We start from the raw sequence: 21,749 nt of genomic DNA on the forward strand, positions 1-21,749 counted from the left end.
CCACCCGCTCCAGGCGATAGCCGGTCCAGCAGCCCAGCGCCTGCAGCGTCTTGCGATCGAACACGTCCGACCCCCGACTCTGGCCAAGAAAGCACCAGGATAGGGCCTCAAACGGTCCACGGTTTTCTGCGATGAACCAAAGAAAAACGCAGGCCGGAGCGGCTTGAGCCCGCCATGTTTGCCAATTAGGATGGCGCCTGAGCGGGGCGCTCATCGGAATCAAGGAGATAGGGATATGAAGAAGATTCTTTCAGGGCCAGTCATGCTGGCGGCGCTGCTGACGCTGACCGCAGGCATCGCACCGGCCGCGGCCGATCAGATGACCGTACGACACCGTGACGAGTCGAATGCCGGCGACGCGCTGAGTCAGTTGAGGGGCGACTACGTGCTCGTCGTGCCCGGACGAAACAGCACGACCCGGCCGGCCCTGCTGCCTTATGCGGAGTTCTTGTCGTTGTACGGCGGCAGCGGAGGCGAGGTCGTCCAGGGCGACGACGGCGGCGAAAGCATCGTACCGACGCCGGGCCCGCCTGGTACCGGCATGGGGTTCGAGCCGGGCGATACGGTGATCCTGCACCGGACCAACGGTCCCTGGATACGCACGACGACCTATCGCTACATGGGCAGCAACATCTGGTACATGCAGAGCAACATCCTCAAAGGTCCCTACGACAACGTCGAGGAATGAGGCCTGCAACTCGTTCGGTTCAAAGGAAGCCCGGCTCGCAGCCGGGTTTCTTTTTTGTGTCTCGCGTGGTGGCGTGCCCTTCGTGCTCGTTCGCTCGCGCGTGACGACGAAGGCCGACGCATTCGTCTGCCCACCCGTCCACACCATCGGACTGGCGCTGCGACGGCGGCGGCAGGGGCAGTCGGCTCCTGTGCGAACAGCTCGCGTCGAGAAGACTCCCCACGGCCTCGGCCGGACTGCGTGCGTTGCGCCGCATCGCGCAGCGGCCCGCGTCATCGCATGAGCCGAGCGGCCATCCGCGCCGATCCGGAACCTCTTGCTATGCTCGCCGGCGATGAACGAAGAGTCCTTCCGTTTCGGCGCGTACCGCCTCGATGCGGCCACGCGCGAGCTGGAGCACGACGGAACGCTGCTGACGCTGACGCCGCAGGTGTTCGACTGCCTGACCTATCTGCTGCGCCACCGCGCGCGCGCAGTCGGGCGCGACGAGCTGATCGCGGCCGTCTGGGGCCGGGCCGACGTCAGCGACACCTTGCTCGCGCAGACCGTCATGCATGCACGTCGTGCAGTCGGCGACAGCGGCGGCGAGCAGAGCGCGATCCGCACGATTCCGCGGTTCGGCTATCGCTGGATCCTGCCGGTGCAGGCCGGCGAGCCGGCGTCCGTGGCGGATGCGCCGACCGCGGCCGCGCAGGCGCCGGCCATCGATGTGGCCGGGCCGGACCGCGACCGCAACGACGATCGCGTCGACGAGCACGGCATCGTGCAAGACAGCCGCAGCGAGTCGTCGTCGTCGGCCACGTCTGCGTCCACATCCCCCCTCCCGCGCAGCGCCGACCGCCGTGTGCGTTGGCTCGGACTCGCGGCGTTCGGCATCGCGGCCGCGGTCCTGGTCTGGACGATGCGCCCGGGCGGCGAACCGGCGCCGCCGCCGCCCGCGAGCGTGACGGTGCGGCCGGTGCTCGTCGTGCCGGTTGCGGTCGCGCCGGTCGCCGAGACGGTATGGGTGCCGCTCGGACTGATGGATGCAATCGCCGGCCGCCTGCGCGACGGCGGCTGGCCGGTCGTGCCGAGCGCGACCGCGGTGGCGCTCGCACGCGACGGCGCCGCGGCTGCCGATCCGCTGCGGCTGGCGCGCGAGGCCGGCGCCGATCTCACCGTCGCGCCGACGGCCGAGCGCGAAGCCGGCCGCTGGCGGGTGCGCTTCGACCTGCACGGTGCGCCCGAGCTGCCGGCGACTGTCTCGGCCGAGGCGCCCGAACTGCTCGACGCGGCGCGTCTGGCCAGCGACCGGCTGCTGGCCCTGCTCGAGCGCCAGCCGCTGCCCGAGCAGATCGACGCCGATCCGGACCGCGTGCTGGCCGAATGGGTGCAGCGCATCGAATCGGAGTTCCTGGCCGATCGCCTCGACGCGGCCGAGGTTCTGCTCGATGCCGCGCCGGCGGCGCTGCGCGACCGGCCGGAGCTGAAGTTCCAGGCCGTGCAGCTGGACTACCGCGCCGGGCGGCTCGACCGAGCCGGCGCGGGCTTCCGCGCGCTGCTCGACACGCTGTCGCCGGAAGCGCAGCCGGTGCTGCGCGCGCGCAGCCTGATCGGCCTGGGCTCGATCGCGCGTACGCGCGCGCGCTTCGACGAGGCCGAACCGCTCTATCGCGAGGCGATCGCGCTGCTCGATCCGCTGAACCAGCCGGTGCATCTGGGCACCGCCTGGGCGTACCTGGGCGTCAGTCTCGGCAGCCTGCACCGTTTCGACGAGAGCGCGGCGGCGCTCGGGCGCGCGCGCGCGATTCTCGAAGGCACCGGCGATGCGTTCGGCGTGGCGATCGTCGATGCCGGTTTCGCGACGATGCAGGCCGACCGGCGCCGCCTGGCCGATGCCGCGCCGCGGCTCGCCCAGGCGATCGAGCGCTTCGAGCGGCTCGGCGCCCAGGCCGAGGCGAACGGCCTGCGCATCGCGCTGGCGCAGATGTACCGCGAGCTGCTCGACCATCCGGCGGCGCTCGCGGTGTCGGCGACGGTCTGGGCCCAGGTCCGCGATCAGCCCTCGCAGCGTCTGTATCCGATGGCCGCAGCAGTGCATGCGTTGGCCCTGATCGAATCGGGCCGGCTCGCCGAGGCCGGCCGCGTGCTCGACGGCATCGAACGCCAGGACGGCCGCCACGACGCGGCCTACCAGTGGCGCCAGGTACGCTATGCCCGCGCGCACCTGGACCTGGAGCGGCGCCGGCCGGCCGCGGCAGCGGGCGTCCTGAAGGTGCTGCTCGCCGATGAGACCGCCGTGCCCGGCGATGCCGGCCCGGTCTGGCGCAGCTGGCTGACCAGCCTGCGCGCGCAGGGCCTCGATGCGGCTGCGCGCGCCGAGCTGCCGCGTGTCGCGCGCTGGGCGGCGCGCGTCGACGAGGAGGCGCGCATGCACGCGGACCTGATCGCGGCCGAACAGCACCTGGCCGACCACGAGCCGGACCTGGCCTACGCGCGCTACGAGGCGGCGCTGCAGACGGCCGATCGCATCGGCGTGCCGCGCGACGTCGCGCGCGTCGCGGCCTCGTACGGCCATGCGCTGATCCGCGCCGGCTGGCTCGAGCAGGCCGCGACCGTGACCGGGCGCCTGGCGGCCTGGGCCGACCGCGATTTCGACTGCGCCCTGGTCCAGGCGCGCCTGCATCAGGCGCTCGGCCAGGCCGGTCCGTGGCGCGAGGCGCTCGAGCGCGCGCGCGATCTGGCCGGCGAGCGCAGCCTGCCCGAGGCGCTCGATGCCGAGCCGCTGCGCCATGCGCTGTCGGGGCGCGGCTGAGTACCGTCGTACGGCCGCTGCGCATCCGGGCGCGATTCGCCGCGTTTGAAGGCCGCTTGAAGCCGGTCTGAATCGGTTCCGAATGCGCCGCCGCGGCCGGCGGGCGAGACTCGCGAGGTCTTCACTGCTGCGGGAACCCGCCGATGCGCTCTGCCGTGTGGTTGCTGTTGTTGATGCTCGTACCCGCCGCGGGATCGGCGGGGGTGCCGTTGCAGGCGCGCAACGATAGCGGACAGGGACGGTGCTACGACGCGGCCGGTACAGTGCAGGCCTGCGCAACGCCGGCCTACCGCGGCGCGGACGGCCATCACGGCCGCGACGCGGCCGCGGCCGACGGCGTGCTGGTCAAGGCCGGCGGCGGCGATGGCGGCTTCGACTACACGAAGATCGCCAACAATGGCAGCGCCGTGCCGGCCGTCACCGGGCTCGGCACCGCGCCGGCCAGCTGGGCCTGCACGCGCGACAACCACACCGGCCTGCTCTGGGAGATCAAGGTCAGCAATGCGGCCAGCCCGCGTCACTACGAATGGGGCTTCCACTGGTATCAGCCCGATCCCGAGCACGACGGCGGCAATCCCGGCGAGCCGGGCGGCGTCGAGCTCGGCTGCGGCTTCACGCTGACCTGCAACACGCAGGCCTACGTCGGCTACGTCAATGCGCAGGCCCTGTGCGGACGCACCGACTGGCGCCTGCCGAGCCTGGACGAGTTGCAGGACCTGGCCGACTTCGGCCGCTCGGTGTTCGACGACGGCGCGCTCGACCCGGTCTACTTCGCCGATGGCGGCCCGTTCCGCGGCTTCAACGGCGGCTGGACCGCCGACACCGGCCACGAACCGAGTCCGGAATTCGCCTACGGCATCAACTTCGCCGACGGCACCGCCTCGACGTTTCCGAAAGGCGGCCTGACCGGCATCCGCCTGGTCAGCGGCGCGCAGGTCGAGAGCGAGGGCGAACCGCCGGTGTGCACCGGCATCGAGAATCCGCAGATCCGGCCCGGCACCGCCGGCGCCTACGAGCCCGACGGCGCCACGGTGCTCGACCGCCGGACCGGCCTGGTCTGGGACCGCTGTTCGCTCGGCCAGACCTTCATCGAAGAGGCCGAAGGCCGCTGCGAAGGCGAGACCTGGAAGGGCGACTGGCAGGCCGCGTTCCTCGAGGTGCGCGCGCGCAATGCGGAAGGCCATCTCGGCCACCGCGACTGGCGCCTGCCGAACCTCAAGGAGCTGGCGTCGCTGCGCGAACGCCGCTGCGCGATGCCGATCCTCGACGCGCGGATCTTTCCGGACCCCGACATCGAGGTGCACTGGAGCTCGACGACCAACCAGAACGATCCGTCCGGCGCGTTCGGCATGAATTTCGAGTTCGGCCACCAGCTCGGGCTGCCGAAGAGTTTCGACAGCGCGCGGCTGCGCCTGGTGCGCGGCGGCGGCGCGTTCGACGACCACCAGAGCACGCTCGGCTACGAAATCGCCGGCCGGGTCGAGGGCCTGCTCGGCACCGGTCTGGTGCTGCGGTTGACGACCGACGGCGGCGGCGCCGAAGCGCTGACGATCGGCGCCGACGGCCGCTTCGCGTTCGCGCGCGGCGTCTTCGCCGGCGAGAGCTACACGGTCAGCGTCGGCGCCGCGCCGGTGCCCGATCAGAGCTGCACGGTCGCCAGCGGCAGCGGCACGGTCGGCGCAGCCGACGTCGACGACGTGCGCGTCAGCTGTGCGGCGCCGGCACCGCCGGTGATCCGCGTCGAGCCGCCGGATCTGGACTTCCACGTCCAGCAGTCGGGCAGCCAGACCCAGAGCCTGGCGATCGCCAACGACGGCGGCGGCATCCTGTCGTGGTCGATAGACACCGCCTACGAGGCGCTGCCGGCGGCAGGGCGTGGCGCACCGGCCGATTGCCAGAGCGGCAGCGGCCTGATCATCCACGACGACGGCAGCGCCGAGTCGGCCTACGGCGGCAATGCGGCCTGGAGTGGCGGCGTGATGATCGTCGACCGGTTCACGCCATCGAGCTATCCGGCCTCGATCGGCTCCGCCTGCTTCGCGTTCGGCGGCACCGGCGGCGTGACCTCGCTGGCGTTCGAGATCGTCGTGTTCGACGACAACGGACCGGGCGGCGCGCCCGGCACCGAGCTCGGCGCGCTCGCGGTCACCGCGACCGGCATTCCGCCGTACCCGGTCGCCAGCCCGGTCTGGCAGGCCTTCGATCTGTCCGCGCTGTACACGACGATCGACGCCGGCAGCCTCTACGTCGGCCTGCGCTGGCAGCCGGCCCAGCCGCAAAGCGTCTACGTGCTCGCCGACGAATCGGCCGATCGCCCGATCGGCCATGCCGGCGGCTACTACTGGAACTACTCCGGTGCCGGCGACTGGCGGCCGATCCAGAATCCGTTCGGCCAGTACCGCGCGATGCTGATCCGCGCGATCGAGGCCGGACCGCAGGCGCCGCCGGCCGGCTGCGAATCGCCGGCCGCGGTGCCGTGGCTGACGATCACGCCGGCAGCCGGCACGGTCGACGCCGGCACCGAGCGCGAGATCGCGATCGGCATCAACTCGACCGGCCTCGAGCCTGGCGACTATCGCGCGCTGTTGTGCGTGCACAGCGACGACGGCGGCGGCAATACGCCGGTGCGCGTCAACGTGCATCTGGTGGTCGAGCCGGGCGATGGCGCGCTGACGCTCGATCCGCCGGCGATCGCATTCGGTGCGGTCGGACTCGGCGACAGCGGTGTCGGCACCGCGACGCTGCGCAATACCGGCACCGGCACCGTGCAAGGCATCGACGTCGGCGCGGTCGCCGCGCCGTTCGCGCGCGGCGGCGGTACCTGTCCGGCCGGGCCGTTCAATCTGTCGGCCGGCACCAGCTGCACGCTCGGCTACGTGTTCACGCCGACCGCGTTCGGTCCGGCCAGCGCGACGGTGACGATCGGCAGCAGCGCCGGCACGCTCGAACTCGGCCTGTCCGGCAGTGGTGCGGCCGGTGCGCCGGCGGTGATCGCCGCGCTCGGCGGCGGCGGCCAGAGCACCGCGGTCGGCCATCCGTTCGCGCTGCCGCTGGCCGTGCAGGTCCGCGACGCCGCCAACCATCCGGTCTCCGGCGCGACCGTGATCTTCACCGCACCGGGCAGCGGTGCCGGTGCGATCCTCTCGGCGACCTCGGTGACGACCGACGGCAACGGCTATGCCGCGGTCACCGCAACCGCCAACGCGGTCACCGGCAGCTACGCCGTGCAGGCAGCCGTCAGCGGCGTCCCGGCACCGGCGACGTTCGCGCTCGGCAATACGCTCGGCGGCGGCGACGTCGGCGTGCGCCTGCAGGCCGGCCGCGACCACGTGCGGCCCGGACAGCTGATCGACTACGTGCTGACCGTATTCAACGCGAGCGCCGCGCCGGCGACCTCGATCGAAGTCGGCAGCGCGCTCGACGCCGCGCTCGATGCGGCGGCCACGCACTGGATCTGCCTCGATGCGCTCGCCAGCGGCTGCACGGCGGCCGGACAGGGCGCGCTGGCCGACGACGGTCTCCGTCTCGCGCCCGGCGCCAGCGTCAGCTATCTGCTGACCAGTCCGGTGCGCCTGGACACGGTCGAGCGGATCGTCGCCAGCACCGCCCTGGTCGACGCGCCGGACGACCCGAATCCGGCCAACGACACCGACGCGGCGACGACGACGATGGTGCTGTTCCGCGACGGACTGGAACGCTACGGCGACGGCGCCAGCGGCGAGGACGCCGAGCAGGCCGTCGCCTGGCCGGCCGGTCAGGCGGCCGTCCTCGATCTCCTGTCTGCAGCGCCGGCCTGGCAGATCGCCGCGCCGCTGCGCGTCTTCGCCGGCGATCGGCTGGCCGCGCGCATCGAATCGTTCCGCTCGGGTGCGGTCGAGCGTCTGCGTCTGGTCGCCCTCGACGGCGGCGTCGAGCGGGCCGGTCCATGGATCGCGGCGATCGCGCCGGTCAGGCTCGCGCTCGAGCCGATGGACGCCGGTGCGGTGCTGCGGCTGCAGGCCGGCGACCGCGCCAGCGAGCTGACGCTGACGGCTTCGCCGGCGCCGTGGCGGTTGCGGCATGCCGGCGCGCTCGGCGTCCGGTTCGCGCCGTCGGCTCCGTAGCGGTCGATCGCGTGCCGGCCGCGCCGTCGCGCGCGGCCGGCATGCAGCCGCTCGACGGCTGCATCGGTGCGGCTTCAGGCCTGCGAATGCAGGCCGATCAGATTGCCTTCGGTATCGCGGACCAGCACCACGAAGCCGTACGCGCCGATCGCCATCTTCGGCCGCACGATCTGGCCGCCGGCCTCGGCGGCGCGGGCGGCTTCGACCGCGCAGTCCTCGCAGCTGAAATAGATCATCACGCGGCTGCCGGCGGCCGGCACGTTCGGCAGCTGGACCAGGGCGCCACTGCAGCCGTAGCGATCGGGCGCCGTCGGAAATGTCCACATCGGCACCGCCGGCGAGTCGAGCCGTTCGAGCCGGAGGTCGAGCACCGTTTCGTAGAAGCGCGCGGCACGCGCGATGTCCTCGACATAGATTTCGAACCAGCCGATCGGATTGCCCGCCATCGTCTCGTCTCCGGGAGCCGCGTTGCGGCCGCGGTGCCGCGGCCGATCGATGCCGCCGCGTCGCCGCGCCGGCCCTTGCGCATGCTACGCCCACGCCGCGGCCGGTCCAATCGCCGCTGCGGACCGGTGCCGGCCGCGCCGGTCGCTTTTCCGGCCGGGGTGCGGACGCTACCCTGCGATCATGAACCGGCCCGTCCTCCACTTCGGCGCGTGCAGCCTCGACATCGCCGCGCGCGAGCTGCGCCGCGCCGGCACACGCGTCGACCTGCCGCCGACCGTGTTCGACTGCATCGCCTATCTGGTCGCGCATCGCGACCGCGCGGTCGGCCGCGACGAGCTGGTCGCGGCGGTCTGGGGCAGGGCCAGCATCAGCGACACGATGCTCGGCAAGGCGATTCTGGCCGCGCGCCGCGCAGTCGGCGACAGCGCCGATGCGCAGGCGCTGCTGCGCACGGTGCCGCGCTTCGGCTATCACTGGGTCGGCGCGGTGCACGAGGAACCGCCGTCCGGCGACGATCCGGGCCCGGCCGAGGCGATCGCAGCGCCGCCGGCCATCGCCACGCCACCATGGCGGCGGCGGGCCGCCTTCGTGATCGGCGGCGTGCTGGTCCTGGCCGCTGCGGCCGTGGCCGGCGCGCTGTGGTTGCGCACATCGCTGCCCGGATCGGCGCCACCGGCGGTCGCCGGCGACGGTTTGCCGGCGGACGCGATCGCGGTGCTGCCGGCCGAGGTCTCGGCGCCGGCCGAGGACGCCTGGCTGCGCCTGGGCGTCATGGATCTGCTCGCCACGCGCCTGCGCAGCGCCGGCCTGCCGGTGCTCGCCAGCGACGGCATCGTCCGGCTGGTGCCGCCGGGCGTCGAGGGCGAGGCGGCGATCGGCGCCGTGCGCGCGGCCGTCGCGCTGCGCTACGTGGTGCGGCCGGCGCTGCGCCGCAACGGCGAGAGCTGGATCGCGCATGCCGATCTGATCGAGGCGGACGGCAGCGCCCATTCGCTGCAGGCGCTCGCGGCGACGCCGATCGCCGCGGCCGACGGGCTCGCCGAACGTCTGCTCGTCCGGCTCGGCCGGCCGGTGCCGGCCGCGGCCGATGCGGCTGCGCCGTCGGCGACCGAGCTGATCCAGCGCATCGACGCGGCGCGCCTCGCCGACGACATGACCCAGGCACGCGCGCTGATCGACGCGGCCGAGCCCGCGCTGCGCGATCTGCCGCCGGTACGCCTGCGCGGCGCGTTGATCGATCTGCGCCTGGGCCGGTTCGCGCAGGGCCGCGCGTCGCTGGAGGCGTTGCGAGAAGCGGTGTCGGCCGAAGCCGATCCGGTACTGCATGCGCGCATCGAGGATGGCCTGTGCGTCGCGTTCAACCGGCTCGGCGAAATGGACGCCGGTCTGGCCGCCTGCGATCGCGCGATCGCGCTGGTCGAGGCGCGCAACGAGCCGACCCTGCTCGGCCACGCCTACAACGATCGCGGCGTGATCCATGCGCGCATGCAGCGCCATGCGCAAGCCCAGGCCGATTTCGCGCGTGCGCGCATCGCGCTGAACCTGGCCGGCGATCCGCTGCTGCTGGCGCGCGTGGACAGCAACGAGAGCACGCTGGAGATGGCGCAGGGCCGCCAGGCCGAGGCGCTGCCGATCCAGCAGCGGGCGGCGCGCCAGTTCGAGCGGTTCGGGATGATCGACGAGTATCTGATCTCGCTGGCCAACCAGATCAGCGCGCAGCTGGCCTTGCTGCAGCCCGAGCCGGCGCTAGCCGCCAGCGAGCAGGGCTGGTCGCGGCTGGCGCGCGTGCAGGACCGCGACGTGCGCAACCTGTTCCGGCATCAGCGTGCCGAAGCGCTGCAGGCCAACGGCCGGCTCGGCGAAGCGCGCATCCTGCTCGACGAGATGATCGGCGAGGCCGATGCCGGCCGCGACTGGCCGCAGCGCGCGCTGTCCCAGGTCAGCCTGGCCGGTCTGGATCTGCGGCTCGGCGAGCCGCAGACCGCGCTGCTGCTGGCGCGCCAGGCCCTGCCGCAGCTGCCGGGTCCGGAATTCGACCGTTCGCGCGCGGCCGCCTGGCGGATCGCGACGCAGGCGCTGCAGACGCTCGGCCGCCTGCCGGAGGCAGCCGAGGAGGTCAGGGCGCTCGGCGCCTGGGCGGCGACCACCGGCGATGCCTTCGTCGTGCTCGACGCCCGCCTCGCCGAGGCCGGGCAGGCGGCCGCCGAACGTCGCGATCGCGACGCCGCGCGTCTGTACACGGCCGCGATGGACCAGGCACGCCGCGCCGGCGCGCCGCCGGCCGTGGTCGGCCGCGTGGTCGAGGCCCACGCCCTGTTCCTGCTCGGACAGGGCGATCTGGCCGGGGCGAGCACGGTGGTCGGCATCGGCGCGCGCCATGCCGATGCCGATTTCGACGCGGCCCTGCTCGAAGTGCGCCTGTACCACGCACTCGGACGGACCGAGGCCTGGCGCGAGGCGCTGGGCGTGGCGCAGCGCCTGGCCGGCGAACGGCCGATCCCGCCGGCGCTGCTGCGCGCACCGGGCCGCGAACCGGTGCTCGGCGTCGGACCGTGACCGCCGCTACCGCGCCGAACCGCGCCCGAACGGCCGCCGAACAGAACCGGAACAGCCTCGGCATGGTGCCGTCCCGCGCGCCGGGCCATGCTCGACCGGTCTCCCCGCCGCTCCGCCGTGCGGGGCTTTTCCGACCGTTCCGGAGTTTTCGATGAGCGCAACGCGTAGTCCGTCTTCTCGCCGCCCGACGCTGCGGCCCCATCCGCTGGCCCTGTGCCTGGCCTGCGCGCTGCTGGCGCCGCCCGTGACCGGCCTGGCCGCACCGGCCGGCGCGATCCCGGTCGAGAACTGCGACGACGCCGGCGCCGGCAGCCTGCGCGCGGCCGTCGCCGCGGCGCCGGGCGGCGCCCAGATCGACCTGTCGGGTCTGGCCTGCGACACGATCACGCTGACCAGCGGGGCGATCGCGGTGACCGCGGCCGACCTGCACCTGACCGGCCCGGGCCGCAAGGCGCTGACGATCAGCGGTGGCGACAGTGATCGCATCTTCGCCCACAGCGGCACCGGCACGCTGGCGCTGACCGGCTTGACCCTGACCCACGGCAAGAGCACGGGCGATGGTGGCTGTCTGCTGAGCGCCGGCAACCTGACGCTGAGCGACGTCGCGATCATCGACTGCACGGCGGCCGAGCCGACCGTGCAGAACACCCGCGGCGGCGGCGCGGCGGTGGCCGGCAACGCCACGCTGACCGACGCCGAGTTCGTCGGCAACGTCGCCGATGGCAACCTGCTGGTACGCGGCGGCGGCCTGGCCGTCGACGGTACGCTGCTCGCGACGCGCAGCCGTTTCGTCGACAACCGCGCGCACAGTCACACGGTCGACGGCGGCAACCCGTTCGGCAACGTCGCCGAAGGCGGCGGCCTGCGCGCCGGCGGCGATACCCAGCTGATCGACAGCACGATCAGCGGCAATGTCGCGTTCTCCGACAGCTACGAGGTGTTCGGCGGCGGCGTCGCGGTCGGCGCGCGCGGTGACGCGCCGCTGGTGACGCTGGACATGGACGGCACGCGCGTCGCCGGCAACACCGCCGAGAGCCAGTGCGGCGTCTGCGCGCCGCAGGGCGGCGGCGTCTGGGCGCGCGGTGGCGGCAGCCTGAGCCGCATCGACGTGCTCGACAACCTCGTTACCTCGCCGGGCCACTACGGCGGCGGCGGCGGTCTGCGCTTCACCGGCAGCGGTGCCTCGGTCGAGATCCTCGACAGCACGATCAGCGGCAACCGCGCCGCCTCGGCCGGCGGCGGCATGATCGCGCCGGGGCAGGGCACGGTGTCGCTGGAGCGGACCCGCGTCGTCGGCAACAGCGCCGGCAACGAGGGCGGCACCGACGAGGGCGGCGGCGGCATCCTGTCGTTCGGCGGCACGGTCAGGCTGGCCGCCAGCAGCGTGACCGGCAATACCGCCGGCGCCGACGGCGGCGGTCTGGCCCTGCTCTACATGGAATACGCACCGGCAGACTCGACGATCGTCAACAGCACGATCTCCGGCAACAGCGGACACGAGGGCGGCGGCGTCATGATCAGCGGCGGCCGCGTGCGCTTTTCCAACAGCACGGTCGCGTTCAACCAGGCCACGCTTCGCGGCGCCGGCATCAGCAGCGATTCGTACACCGAGACGGTCGAACTCGTCAGCACGATCGTCTCGGCCAACGACACCGGCGGCCAGGCCAACCAGGTCTGGGTGTTCCCGAAGGCGATCGCCGGTTCGCACAATCTGATCGACAACGCAGGCGGCGCGCCGGCGCAGATGCCGGCCGACACGATCACGCTCGATCCGCAGCTGCTGCCGCTGGCCGACAACGGCGGGCCGACGCCGACCCATGCGCTGGCCGAGGACAGCCCGGCGCTCGACGCCGGCACCAATCCGGCCGGCCTGACCCACGACCAGCGCGGCGGCGTCTTCGTGCGCGCCTACGGCAGCGGCGTCGACATCGGCGCGTTCGAGGTGCAGCCGGTCGTGGTCGATCCTGAGGACCTGCTGTTCCGCGACGGTTTCGAGCCCTGACGGAATTGCGCTGGCGCTGGCGCTGGCGCGGGCGCGGGCGCGGCACGGATCGCGTCCGCGCGGGAGGCATCCGCACCGGTTCGGCCTGCGGCGACCGCGCCCGGCCGTGATCGCAGTGCGGCGTCGCCGTCACCGCCGAAGGCGCGCGGCGGCGGCCTGCTAACCTGTCGGCATGGCATCTTCGCTTTACCGATTCGGCCGCTTCCGACTGGACACGCAGGCGCGCGAGCTGTTCGAGGACGAGCGCCGCCTCAACCTGCCGCTCAGCACGATTGACTGCCTGATCCATCTGATCCGCCACCGCGACCGCCCGGTCGGTCGCGACGAGCTGGCCGCGGCGGTCTGGGGCCGGGTCGATGTCAGCGAGGTCTCGCTGAACCATGCGGTGATGCGCCTGCGCCGCCTGCTCGGCGACACCGGCAACGACCAGCGCGTGATCCGCACGGTGCCGCGGCTAGGCTATCGCTGGGTCATGGACGGCACGTTCGAAGGCGCCGACGATCCCGCCTCCTCCGCCGCGCCGCCCGATCCGGCCGCACCGGCCGTGGTGCCGCGGCGGCGCATGCGCTGGCAGGCGGCGCTCGCCGCCGCGCTCGCGGCGGTGGTGCTGATCGGCGGCCTGGCGATCTGGCGCGCCCGCCCGGCCGTCGAAGCGGCGCCGGCGGCGCCGCTGGCGGCCCTGGTGCTGCCGGCCGCGGTCGAGGCGCCGGAGGACTGGCACTGGCTGCGGCTCGGCCTGCTCGATCTGATCTCCAGCCATCTGCAGCGCGGCGGCCTGGCGGCCGCGCCGAGCGAGACCGTGGTCGCGCTGATCGAGGCGCACGGCGGCGAGGCCGGCATCGCCGGCCGCCACGATCTGGCGCACTGGCTGATCCGGCCCTCGGCACACCGCAGCGACGGCGGCTGGGCGGTCCGCGTCGAGGCCGGCGACGGCACGCGCAGCGTGGTCGTCGAGACCCGCGCCGACGACGCGGTCAAGGCGGCCCGCGGCGCCGCCGACGAGCTGCTGATCAAGCTCGGTCGCACCCCGCCGGTCGATGCCTCCGGCGATGCCTCGCTCGCGCAGGAGACCCTGCAGCGCCGCGTCAACGCGGCCGTGCTGGCCGGCCAGGTCGACGTCGCGCGCGCGCTGATCGCCGAGGCGGCGCCGGCGCTGCGGGCCAGTCCCGAGATCGCGCTGAGCCAAGCCTCGATCGAGTTCTTCTCGGGCGCCTACGAGGCCTGCCGACAGCAGGCCGAAGCCCTGCTCGCGCGTCTGCCGGCCGACACCGCGCCGGTGCTGCGCGCGCGGGCGCTGAACACGCTCGGCGCGGCGTTGTTCCGGCTCGGCCGCATCGACGAGGCCGAGACGGCCTATGACGAGTCGATCCGGCTGGTCGAGGATGCCGACGAACCGGGCGTGCTGGCGCGCGCCTACATCGGCATCGGCGGCGTCGCCAGCCAGCGCATGCAGCTGGAGGCCGCGGCGATCAGCTACGGCCGCGCGCGCACGTTGCACGAGCTGCGCGGCGATGCGTTCGGCGTCGCCGCGGTCGATCTCAACCTCGGCCTCAATGCGATGCAGCGCGGCCAGCCGGCCGCCGCGCTGCCGCTGCTGCGCAGCGCCGGCGAACGCTTCGAGACGCTCGCCGCCGAGGACGCGCTGGCGGCGACGATGGCGGCGCTGGTCGACGTCCACCTGCTGCTGCTCGAACCGGCCGAGGCGCTGGCGCTCAGCGAGCGCTTCGGCCCGCTCGAATCGCACGGCGGCAACCGGCGCCAGCGCTGGGAGCTGACGCTGTCGCGCGCCGGTGCACTGGCCGCCAACGGCCGGCTCGACGAAGCCGATACGCTGATCGCGCGGATCTTCGACGGCTCCGACGCGGTCGAGGATGCGCCGCTGCGGCTGCAGGCGACCAGCCTGGCCGCGCGCATCGCGCTCGCGCGCGGCCGCCCGGCCAAGGCCGAGGAACTGGCGGCCGCCGCGCTGACGCCGGCCCTGGAGCTGCGCAACCGGCTCGACTACGCCTGGACCTGGTCGACGCGAATCCGCGGCCTGCAGGGCAGCGGCCGCACCGAGGACGCGCGGGCCGAGGTGATGCGTCTGCGCGCCTGGAGCGAGGCCGACCCGAACCAGTCCGACCGGGTCTATGCCGCGCTCGCGCAGGCCGGCCAGGCCGCCGCCGAGGCGCGCGTCGACGAAGCGCTGGCGCACTATGCCGAGGCGATGGACCGGGCGGCGCGGCGCGCGATCCCGGCCGAGCTGGTCGCGGTCGGGCAGCCCTACGTCGACCAGCTGCTCGCGTCCGGCCGCATCGAGGAGGCCGTCGCCGTCAACGGCCGGATCGCGCCCTGGGCCGACCGCGACCTGCGCGCGGCCTGGAGCGAGGCGGCGGTCTATCGCGCGCTCGGCCAGGCCGCGCCGGCTGCCGCGGCACAGGCGCGGGCGCGGCGTCTGGCCGGGGAACGCGCGCTGCCGGAGGGACTCGCGGCGCTGCCTTGAAACGTTTGCGCATCGTCCGGACCGCGATATTTCACGCCGATACAGTGCCGATACAGGCTTTTTACATGCGCAATCGGTCGATTGGCGGGATCGTCGAGGCGACCCCGGCCTGCGCCCGATGGCGCTTCGGCCGCCCGTTCTCCGCAATCGAAGGTGCCCCGACATGACTGCGACTCCCTCCCGGCCTTCCGTCCCGGCTTCGGCCCGGCCGCTGCGCGCGGCCCTCGCGCTGGCCCTGGCCGGCGCCATCGGCAGCGCGGTTGCGGCGCCGCCGCAGTACCACCTGACCGTGCTCGAGACGCCGCCCGACGCGTCCAACGTGACCGTCACCGACATCAACGACGCCGGCCAGATCGTCGGCCACTGCCAGAACGCCGATTTCGTGCGCGTGGCCGTGCTCTGGGACGAGAACGGCGCGCATCCGCTGGACGTGCCGCCGGGCGTCGACGTCGACGGCATCGCCACCGCGATCAACAACGCCGGCCAGATCGTCGGCACCGCCACCGACTTCTCGAGCGGCGTCGCCGCGCTGCTCTGGAACGCGGCCGATCCGGGTCCGTATACGGTCATCAGCAGCGCTGTCGGCGAGGCGGCGACGCCCAACGACATCAACGACGCCGGCATCGTCGCCGGCGGCAAGGGCGGCTTCGGCACCGGTGCGCCGAGCCGCGCGTTCGTCTGGACCGCCGAGGGCGGTCTGGTCGACTACGGCCTGCAGGACGAGACCATGCCCGACCAGCAGGCGCGCTGGAACGGCCTCAACAATGCCGGCAAGCTGGTCGGTCACTGGAACGTGCACAGCTCCAGCGTGCACGCCGTGGTCGGCCAGGTCGGCGTGCCGCAGGTCTCCTCGATGAGCGCGATGACCGAGGAATTCGCGAGCATCGCCACGGCCGTCAACGATGCCGGCACCGCGGTCGGCCTCGGCGTCGGCGCCGAGCCGGTGCTGGTGCCGATCCTCTTCGCCGCGGACGGCACCTACACCGAAATCCCCGGCGCCACGCTCGACCAGTCCAACGGCGGCGCGATCGCGATCAATGCGGCCGGCGTCATCGTCGGCACCGCCGGCATCGGCACCGCCAGCGGCATCGTGCCGGGCCAGCGCGCCTGGGTCCACATCGACGGCGTCACTTACGACCTCTACCAGCACGTCGACGATACCGGCGGCTTCACGCGCTTCTCCAATGCGGTCGCGATCAACGCCGATGGCGTGATCGTCGGCACCGGCCGCCTCGCCGACGACAGCGTCGGCAGCTTCATGCTGACGCCGATCGTGGCCGAGACGATCTTCGCCGACGGTTTCGACGCGCTCGATTGAGGCGGCTGCCGGCTCCGGCGGTGCCGCGGCCGCACCGGCCGGCCCGTGCGCCGAACGCGCGATTCGGCGCGACCTCAGCGCGGGCCGTACTTCTCGTTGAGGCGCCGGCCCAGCGCCTTGGTCAGCACGCGCGCCTCGCTCTTGCGGCGCAGCTGCGCCTCGAGCGTGTCGGCGGCGGCGGCCAGCTCATCGCGCAGCTTGGCGTAGTTGTGCCAGCGCGCCGGATCGAGGCGGCCGTCGTCGAGCGCGGCACGCACTGCGCAGCCCGGCTCGGTCGCATGCGCGCAGTCGCCGAACCGGCACGACTGCGCCAGCGCCTCGATGTCGGCGAACTGGCCCGCGTCGAGCGTCTCCTCGCCGGTCAGCTTGATCTCGCGCATGCCCGGCGTGTCGATCAGGCAGCCGCCCGACGGCAGGCGCAGCAGCGCGCGATGTGTCGTGGTGTGACGGCCGCGGCTGTCGCTGCGGCGCACCGCGCCGGTCGCCTGCCGCGCCTCGCCGAGCAGCGTATTGGTCAGCGTCGACTTGCCGGCGCCGGACGACCCGACCAGCACCGCGCTGTCGCCGGGACGCAGCCAGGCCAGCAGCGGTGCCACCGACTCGGCCGACTTGGCATTGACCGCCACGATCGCGACCGGATCGGGCAGGCGCTGGCGCAGCTCGGCGACCGCGGCCTCGGCCGCTTCGGCCTGGTCGGCCTTGGTCAGCACCACGACCGGCTGCGCACCGCTCTCGGCGACCAGCAGCAGATAGCGCTCGATGCGTGCCGGATTGAAGTCGCCGTCGAGCCCGGTCACGACGAAGACGTGATCGACGTTGGTCGCGATGATCTGGCGCTGGTGGCGCTCGCCGGCGGCGGCGCGGCTGAGCACGCCGTGGCGCGGCAGCACGCGCTCGATCTGCGGCGGCGTGCCGGGCACGACCAGCACGAAATCGCCGACCGCTGGGCGCTCGAGCGGATCGAACGCGGCCTTGAGGAAGCGCGGCGCCGGCTGCGCATTGAAGACGCGCTCGCCGTCGTCCAGTTCGTAACCGGCGCGATGCTGCGCGCTGACGCGGGCCGGAAACGCGCCGGCCGGTGCATCGTCCGGCAGCGCCGAGGCGCGCCAGCCGATCTGCGCCAGGCGAAGTTCCAGGTCGGCGGGGAGCTGCATCGGCCGCATTCTAGGCCATGCCCGGCGACCCGTGCGCCGGCGCCGCGCCGCCGCGGCTGCGCTCGCCCGGGCCGCCGCGGTAATCGACCGGGCCGATCGGGGCGAGGCGATGGCCGACATCGGACCGTGTGCGGGCGCGCGGCCGCCGGGCCTTGTACGCGACCGCGTATCGGCTAGCATGACCGCTCTTTCGCGCCGCGCCGCGCGTCATTCGCAGCCCGCTCCCATGGAACGCCCGATCGCCACCAGCTCCCGCCTCGCCGAGGTTCGCTACGACATCCGCGGCCCCTTGAGCCGCCGCGCGCGCGAACTCGAGGCCGCCGGACAGACGATCACGCGCCTCAACATCGGCAACCCGGGCCTGTTCGGCTTCCGCGTCCCGGCCCATCTGCGCCAGGCGATCGCCGACGCCTTGCCGGCCAGCGAGGCCTACGGCCACCAGCAGGGCCTGATGGCGGCGCGCGAGGCGATCGCGGTGACCCAGCGCGCCCAGGGGTCGCGGCATGCCGATGCCGAGCGCGTGTTTCTCGGCAACGGCGTCAGCGAGCTGATCGATCTGAGCATCCGCGCGATCGTCGATCCGGGCGACGAGGTGCTGGTGCCGGCACCGGACTACCCGCTGTGGACCGCGGCGACCTTCCTCAACGGCGGCACGCCGGTCCACTATCCGTGCCCGGCCGAGACCGGCCACGTGCCGGATCCGGAACGGATGGCCGCGCTGATCACGCCGCGCACGCGCGCGATCGTGCTGATCAATCCGAACAACCCGACCGGCGCGGTCTATCCGCGGCCGGTCCTCGAGGCGATCGTCGCGCTGGCCGCGCGTCATGGCCTGATCCTGCTGTCCGACGAGATCTACGACAGCGTGCTCTACGACGACGCGCGCTTCGAGCCGCTCGCGCCGCTGGCCGGCGACGTGCCGTGCATCAGCTACGGCGGGCTGTCGAAGGTCCATCTGGCCTGCGGCTATCGCGTCGGCTGGATGACCGTGAGCGGTGCCGACAAGCGCGTGCGCGATCTGCTGATGGCGCTGGATTTGCTGGCGTCGATGCGGCTGTGCGCGAACGTGCCGGCGCAGTGGGCGATCAAGCCGGCACTGGAAGGCCCGAGCGCGATCGCCGGCCTGACCGCGCCCGGCGGCCGCCTGCACGAGGCGCGCGCCGCGCTGTGCCGCCGCGTCGCCGCCAGCGAGTTCCTGCAGATGGTCGCGCCGCGCGCCGCGCTGTACGCGTTCCCCGGCGTCGATCCGGACCGCCTGCCGGGTTTCGACGACGAGGCCTTCGCGCTCGAACTGCTCGAGCGCGAGCAGGTGCTGCTGGTGCCGGGCTCGAGCTTCAACGTGCCGTACCGCACGCATTTCCGCGTCACGCTGCTGCCGGAGCCGGCGGTGATCGACGAGGTGTTCGGACGCATCGAGCGCACGCTGCAGGCGATCGCGGCGCGCGGCCACGCGCGGCGCCATGTCGCCTGACCGCGCGATGCTGCGCTACCTCGCGCTCGGCGATTCGTACACGATCGGCGAAGGCGTCGCACCGGACGGGCGCTGGCCGGCCGCAATGGCCCGGCGTCTGCGCGCGGAAGGCGTGCCGCTCGGCGAGCCGCGGATCCTCGCCGTCACCGGCTGGACCACCGACGAGCTGGCCGCCGCGATCGAGCGCGAAGCGCTGCAGCCGCCGTACGATCTGGTCAGCCTGCTGATCGGCGTCAACAACCAGTACCGCGGCCGCGACATCTTCAATTTCCGCGACGAGTTCGACGCGCTGCTGCAGCACGCGCTGGCGTTCGCCGGCGGACGCGCTGCACGGGTATTGGCGGTGTCGATTCCGGACTGGGGCGTGACGCCGTTCGCGCGCGTCAACGGCCACGATCCGGCGCGCGTCGCCGCCGCGATCGACACGTTCAACCGCGCGGCCGCCGAAATCGCCGCGCGCGCCGGCGTGGTCTATGTCGACGTCACCGCTGCATCGCGCCAGGCCGGTGCGGCGCCGGATTTGCTGGTCGACGACGCATTGCACCCGTCCGCGGCGCAGTACGCGCGCTGGCTCGACACGCTGCTGCCGGCGGCGCGCAGCGCGCTCGCCGTCTGACCGGCCCCCGCCACGGCGAATGCCCCGTCGTGGCTGCTGACCCGGCAATGCGCCATCGTCCATGCGTTCCAGTCTGGCATCCTTCCTGTCTTCGGCATTCGATCGCTCAGGTGCCGCATGGGTGCGCGTGACGGGGAATCGGACGATGGCGCTGACGTCGCAGGCCGACTGACCGGCCTGGAGCAACGGGGTCGGCCGGCGTGTGGCCGGCATCGACCTCACGCCACCAGACGCGCCGGCGCGCCGGCAACGCCGGCAACGCCGGCGTCTCGTCGGGTCCGTGCAGGGCGCATGCGAAGAACCGGATAGACTTTGCCCTTCAACGGGATTTTCAAGGACACCGACATGGGAGCAGGTCCGTCCACGGACCGCTGAGCCGCAACAACTTCGTGACCTGAGTTGTTGCGGCGGTCTCTCCTCGATTTCGAACCGAACAGGCCGATCGCCGCCGGATTTCATTCTGAGCGGATGCTTTGCCATGTCCAAGAAAACGGCTCGTGCCTGGGCTTACCCTCTGCCGTCGACCTTGATGTTGATGGTTCCTTTCGATCTTCTCGCCTCGCTGGCGATGGATGTCTATCTGCCGGTCGTTCCGCAGATGCCGGCCGCGCTGGCCACCTCACCGTCTCTCATCCAATGGACGCTGAGTGCCTATGTCCTGATCCTGGGATTGGGGCAGATCGTGTTCGGGCCTGTTTCGGACCGGATCGGCCGGCGTCCCGTCGTACTGGGCGGTGCCGCGCTCTTTGCCGTCGCCTCTTTCCTGCTGGCGGCGGCGAACGCCGGAGGCGAGTTTCTCGTTCTTCGGATTCTTCAGGGCCTGGGCGCGTCGGCGGCGCTCGTCGGCACGTTCGCCACCGTGCGCGACGTCTTCGCCGACAGCCCGGAGAGCACCACGATCTACGGCCTGTTCGGTTCGATCCTGGCCTTCGTGCCGGCTCTGGGTCCGATTCTGGGCGCAACGGTCGCGTTGCTGTGGGGCTGGAGAGCCATTTTCGCGATGCTCGGCGCGCTGGCGGTCGTCGCCTTCGTTCGTGCGTGGCTACGATGGCATGAAACGCGCCCGGCGCATTCGGGGCGGTGCGGTCCGTCCCTGTCGTTGATCCTGGGCAGCCGGGCTTTCTGGGTCTACACGATCGGCTTCTCGGCCGCGATGGGGAGCTTCTTCGTCTTCTTTTCCATCGCTTCCAGGGTGTTGATCGAGCGAGCCGGATGGGGCCCGATGTCCTTCAGTCTGGCTTTTGCCTCGGTCGCGCTGGTGATGATCCTCACCACGCGTTCCATCGACATGATGGTGAGAACGTGGGGAATCGGAGGCTCGTTCATTCGGGGCGTTTGCGTCATGGCCGGCGGTGCCGTCGTTCTCGCCATACTCGGCCTCGTGACGAAGGCCGGTTTCGTCAGCTTCCTGATGCCGATGTGGCTGATCGCCGTCGGCATCGTTCTCGTGGTCGCCGTCACGCCCAATGGGGCGCTCGGCGATTTCGCGGATGCGGCCGGCACTGCCGTCGCCCTGTACTACGCGATCCAGAGTGTGATCGTCAGCGGGCTGGGCACGTTGTCGGTCCTGGCGCTCGACGGCGCCACCGCCTGGCCGTTGGTCGCGTACTGCCTCCTCATGTCTGCAGCCGCCATGGCCGGCTACGCGACATTGAAGCGCCGATGAGCAGGCAACCGGGAACTCCGACCCTGCAGCGCGTCCTGGCCCCCGCCGAAGACCTGCACGCTGCCGCGCCGCCGGGCGACCTCGCCTTGGCGGTCTGCGCTGTCGCGCACCGCCAGGAACGGGAAGAAGATCCCTGCTCCCGTCCGTCGGGGGTCGGGTGTTCCCGGAACAGGTCCGCTCTTCTTCGCTGCTTCGCTGCTTCGCTGGCTCGCTGGCTCGCAGCGTTTGCGCGAGCGGCAGCAGTGGCCGCAAACCGCGAGGTCGATCGCGCCTGGCGTCGCCCGATGCCGTCACGCCGGCTCAATGCTCGGAAAAAAAAGGTTCATCGCGGATTACCGGGGAAGGCGGCGCGGATCTTGAGGAAGAAGTAGGCCTCGTCCCGGTAGCCGTATGCGCGGCGCTTGATGACCTTGATGGTGTTGTTGATACCTTCCACGACGCTGGTGTTGAGA

At 72.6% G+C, this 21,749-nt stretch carries 14 protein-coding genes; 10 read left to right on the top strand and 4 right to left on the bottom strand.

Annotated features, from left to right (window positions below):
* Positions 1 to 214, bottom strand: a 214-nt coding sequence (locus VMR06_RS08300; RefSeq protein ID WP_325375060.1) for a hypothetical protein, incomplete at its 3' end; no start/stop codon positions are given.
* A 21-nt stretch (positions 215 to 235) separates the two neighbouring features.
* Between VMR06_RS08300 and VMR06_RS08305 the strand changes: the two genes are divergently transcribed.
* From VMR06_RS08305 to VMR06_RS08315, 3 genes are all read left to right on the top strand, one after another.
* Positions 236 to 688 (top strand): hypothetical protein, encoded by a 453-nt coding sequence (locus VMR06_RS08305; RefSeq protein ID WP_325375062.1) that lies wholly within the window; start codon positions 236 to 238, stop codon positions 686 to 688.
* A gap of 334 nt (positions 689 to 1,022) precedes the next feature.
* Positions 1,023 to 3,482 (top strand): winged helix-turn-helix domain-containing protein, encoded by a 2,460-nt coding sequence (locus VMR06_RS08310; RefSeq protein ID WP_325375064.1) that lies wholly within the window; start codon positions 1,023 to 1,025, stop codon positions 3,480 to 3,482.
* Positions 3,483 to 3,625: 143 nt separating this feature from the next.
* A complete protein-coding gene (locus VMR06_RS08315) occupies positions 3,626 to 7,585 on the top strand; it encodes a DUF1566 domain-containing protein (protein ID WP_325375066.1) in 3,960 nt (1,319 codons plus the stop codon).
* A 74-nt stretch (positions 7,586 to 7,659) separates the two neighbouring features.
* Here the strand turns inward: VMR06_RS08315 and VMR06_RS08320 are convergent, their stop codons facing one another.
* On the bottom strand, positions 7,660 to 8,031 hold the full coding sequence (locus tag VMR06_RS08320) for a VOC family protein (RefSeq protein ID WP_325375068.1): 372 nt from the start codon (positions 8,029 to 8,031) through the stop codon (positions 7,660 to 7,662).
* A 181-nt stretch (positions 8,032 to 8,212) separates the two neighbouring features.
* Here VMR06_RS08320 and VMR06_RS08325 point away from each other — a divergent pair, with 181 nt between their 5' ends.
* The 4 genes from VMR06_RS08325 to VMR06_RS08340 all read left to right on the top strand — a co-directional run bounded on the left by VMR06_RS08325 (position 8,213) and on the right by VMR06_RS08340 (position 16,390).
* On the top strand, positions 8,213 to 10,588 hold the full coding sequence (locus VMR06_RS08325; RefSeq protein WP_325375070.1) for a winged helix-turn-helix domain-containing protein: 2,376 nt from the start codon (positions 8,213 to 8,215) through the stop codon (positions 10,586 to 10,588).
* 151 nt (positions 10,589 to 10,739) lie between these two features.
* Entirely contained in the window at positions 10,740 to 12,590 is a 1,851-nt protein-coding gene (locus tag VMR06_RS08330) for a choice-of-anchor Q domain-containing protein (protein WP_325375072.1), read from the top strand.
* A 172-nt stretch (positions 12,591 to 12,762) separates the two neighbouring features.
* Complete coding sequence (locus VMR06_RS08335) at positions 12,763 to 15,072, top strand: winged helix-turn-helix domain-containing protein (RefSeq protein WP_325375077.1); 2,310 nt, start codon at positions 12,763 to 12,765, stop codon at positions 15,070 to 15,072.
* 163 nt (positions 15,073 to 15,235) lie between these two features.
* Positions 15,236 to 16,390 (top strand): hypothetical protein, encoded by a 1,155-nt coding sequence (locus VMR06_RS08340; protein WP_325375079.1) that lies wholly within the window; start codon positions 15,236 to 15,238, stop codon positions 16,388 to 16,390.
* Positions 16,391 to 16,464: 74 nt separating this feature from the next.
* On the opposite strand, the gene rsgA is transcribed toward VMR06_RS08340, so the two are convergent.
* Positions 16,465 to 17,544 carry a ribosome small subunit-dependent GTPase A gene (rsgA, locus tag VMR06_RS08345; protein ID WP_325375081.1) on the bottom strand — a complete coding sequence of 360 codons (1,080 nt, stop codon included), beginning with the start codon at positions 17,542 to 17,544 and terminating at the stop codon, positions 16,465 to 16,467.
* Positions 17,545 to 17,770: 226 nt separating this feature from the next.
* Here rsgA and VMR06_RS08350 point away from each other — a divergent pair, with 226 nt between their 5' ends.
* The 3 genes from VMR06_RS08350 to cml all read left to right on the top strand — a co-directional run bounded on the left by VMR06_RS08350 (position 17,771) and on the right by cml (position 21,297).
* A complete protein-coding gene (locus VMR06_RS08350) occupies positions 17,771 to 19,015 on the top strand; it encodes an aminotransferase class I/II-fold pyridoxal phosphate-dependent enzyme (protein ID WP_325375084.1) in 1,245 nt (414 codons plus the stop codon).
* Complete coding sequence (locus tag VMR06_RS08355) at positions 19,005 to 19,631, top strand: SGNH/GDSL hydrolase family protein (protein WP_325375086.1); 627 nt, start codon at positions 19,005 to 19,007, stop codon at positions 19,629 to 19,631. Before VMR06_RS08350 ends, VMR06_RS08355 begins: the two co-directional genes overlap by 11 nt.
* A 478-nt stretch (positions 19,632 to 20,109) precedes the next feature.
* Positions 20,110 to 21,297 (top strand): CmlA/FloR family chloramphenicol efflux MFS transporter, encoded by a 1,188-nt coding sequence (cml, locus tag VMR06_RS08360; protein WP_325375088.1) that lies wholly within the window; start codon positions 20,110 to 20,112, stop codon positions 21,295 to 21,297.
* A gap of 322 nt (positions 21,298 to 21,619) precedes the next feature.
* On the opposite strand, the gene VMR06_RS08365 is transcribed toward cml, so the two are convergent.
* Positions 21,620 to 21,749 (bottom strand): transposase (locus VMR06_RS08365; protein ID WP_325373129.1); only part of this gene is annotated, 130 nt, incomplete at its 5' end.

This window comes from Dokdonella sp., from assembly GCF_035511235.1.
In the GTDB taxonomy this organism is placed as follows: Bacteria; Pseudomonadota; Gammaproteobacteria; order Xanthomonadales; family Rhodanobacteraceae; genus Dokdonella.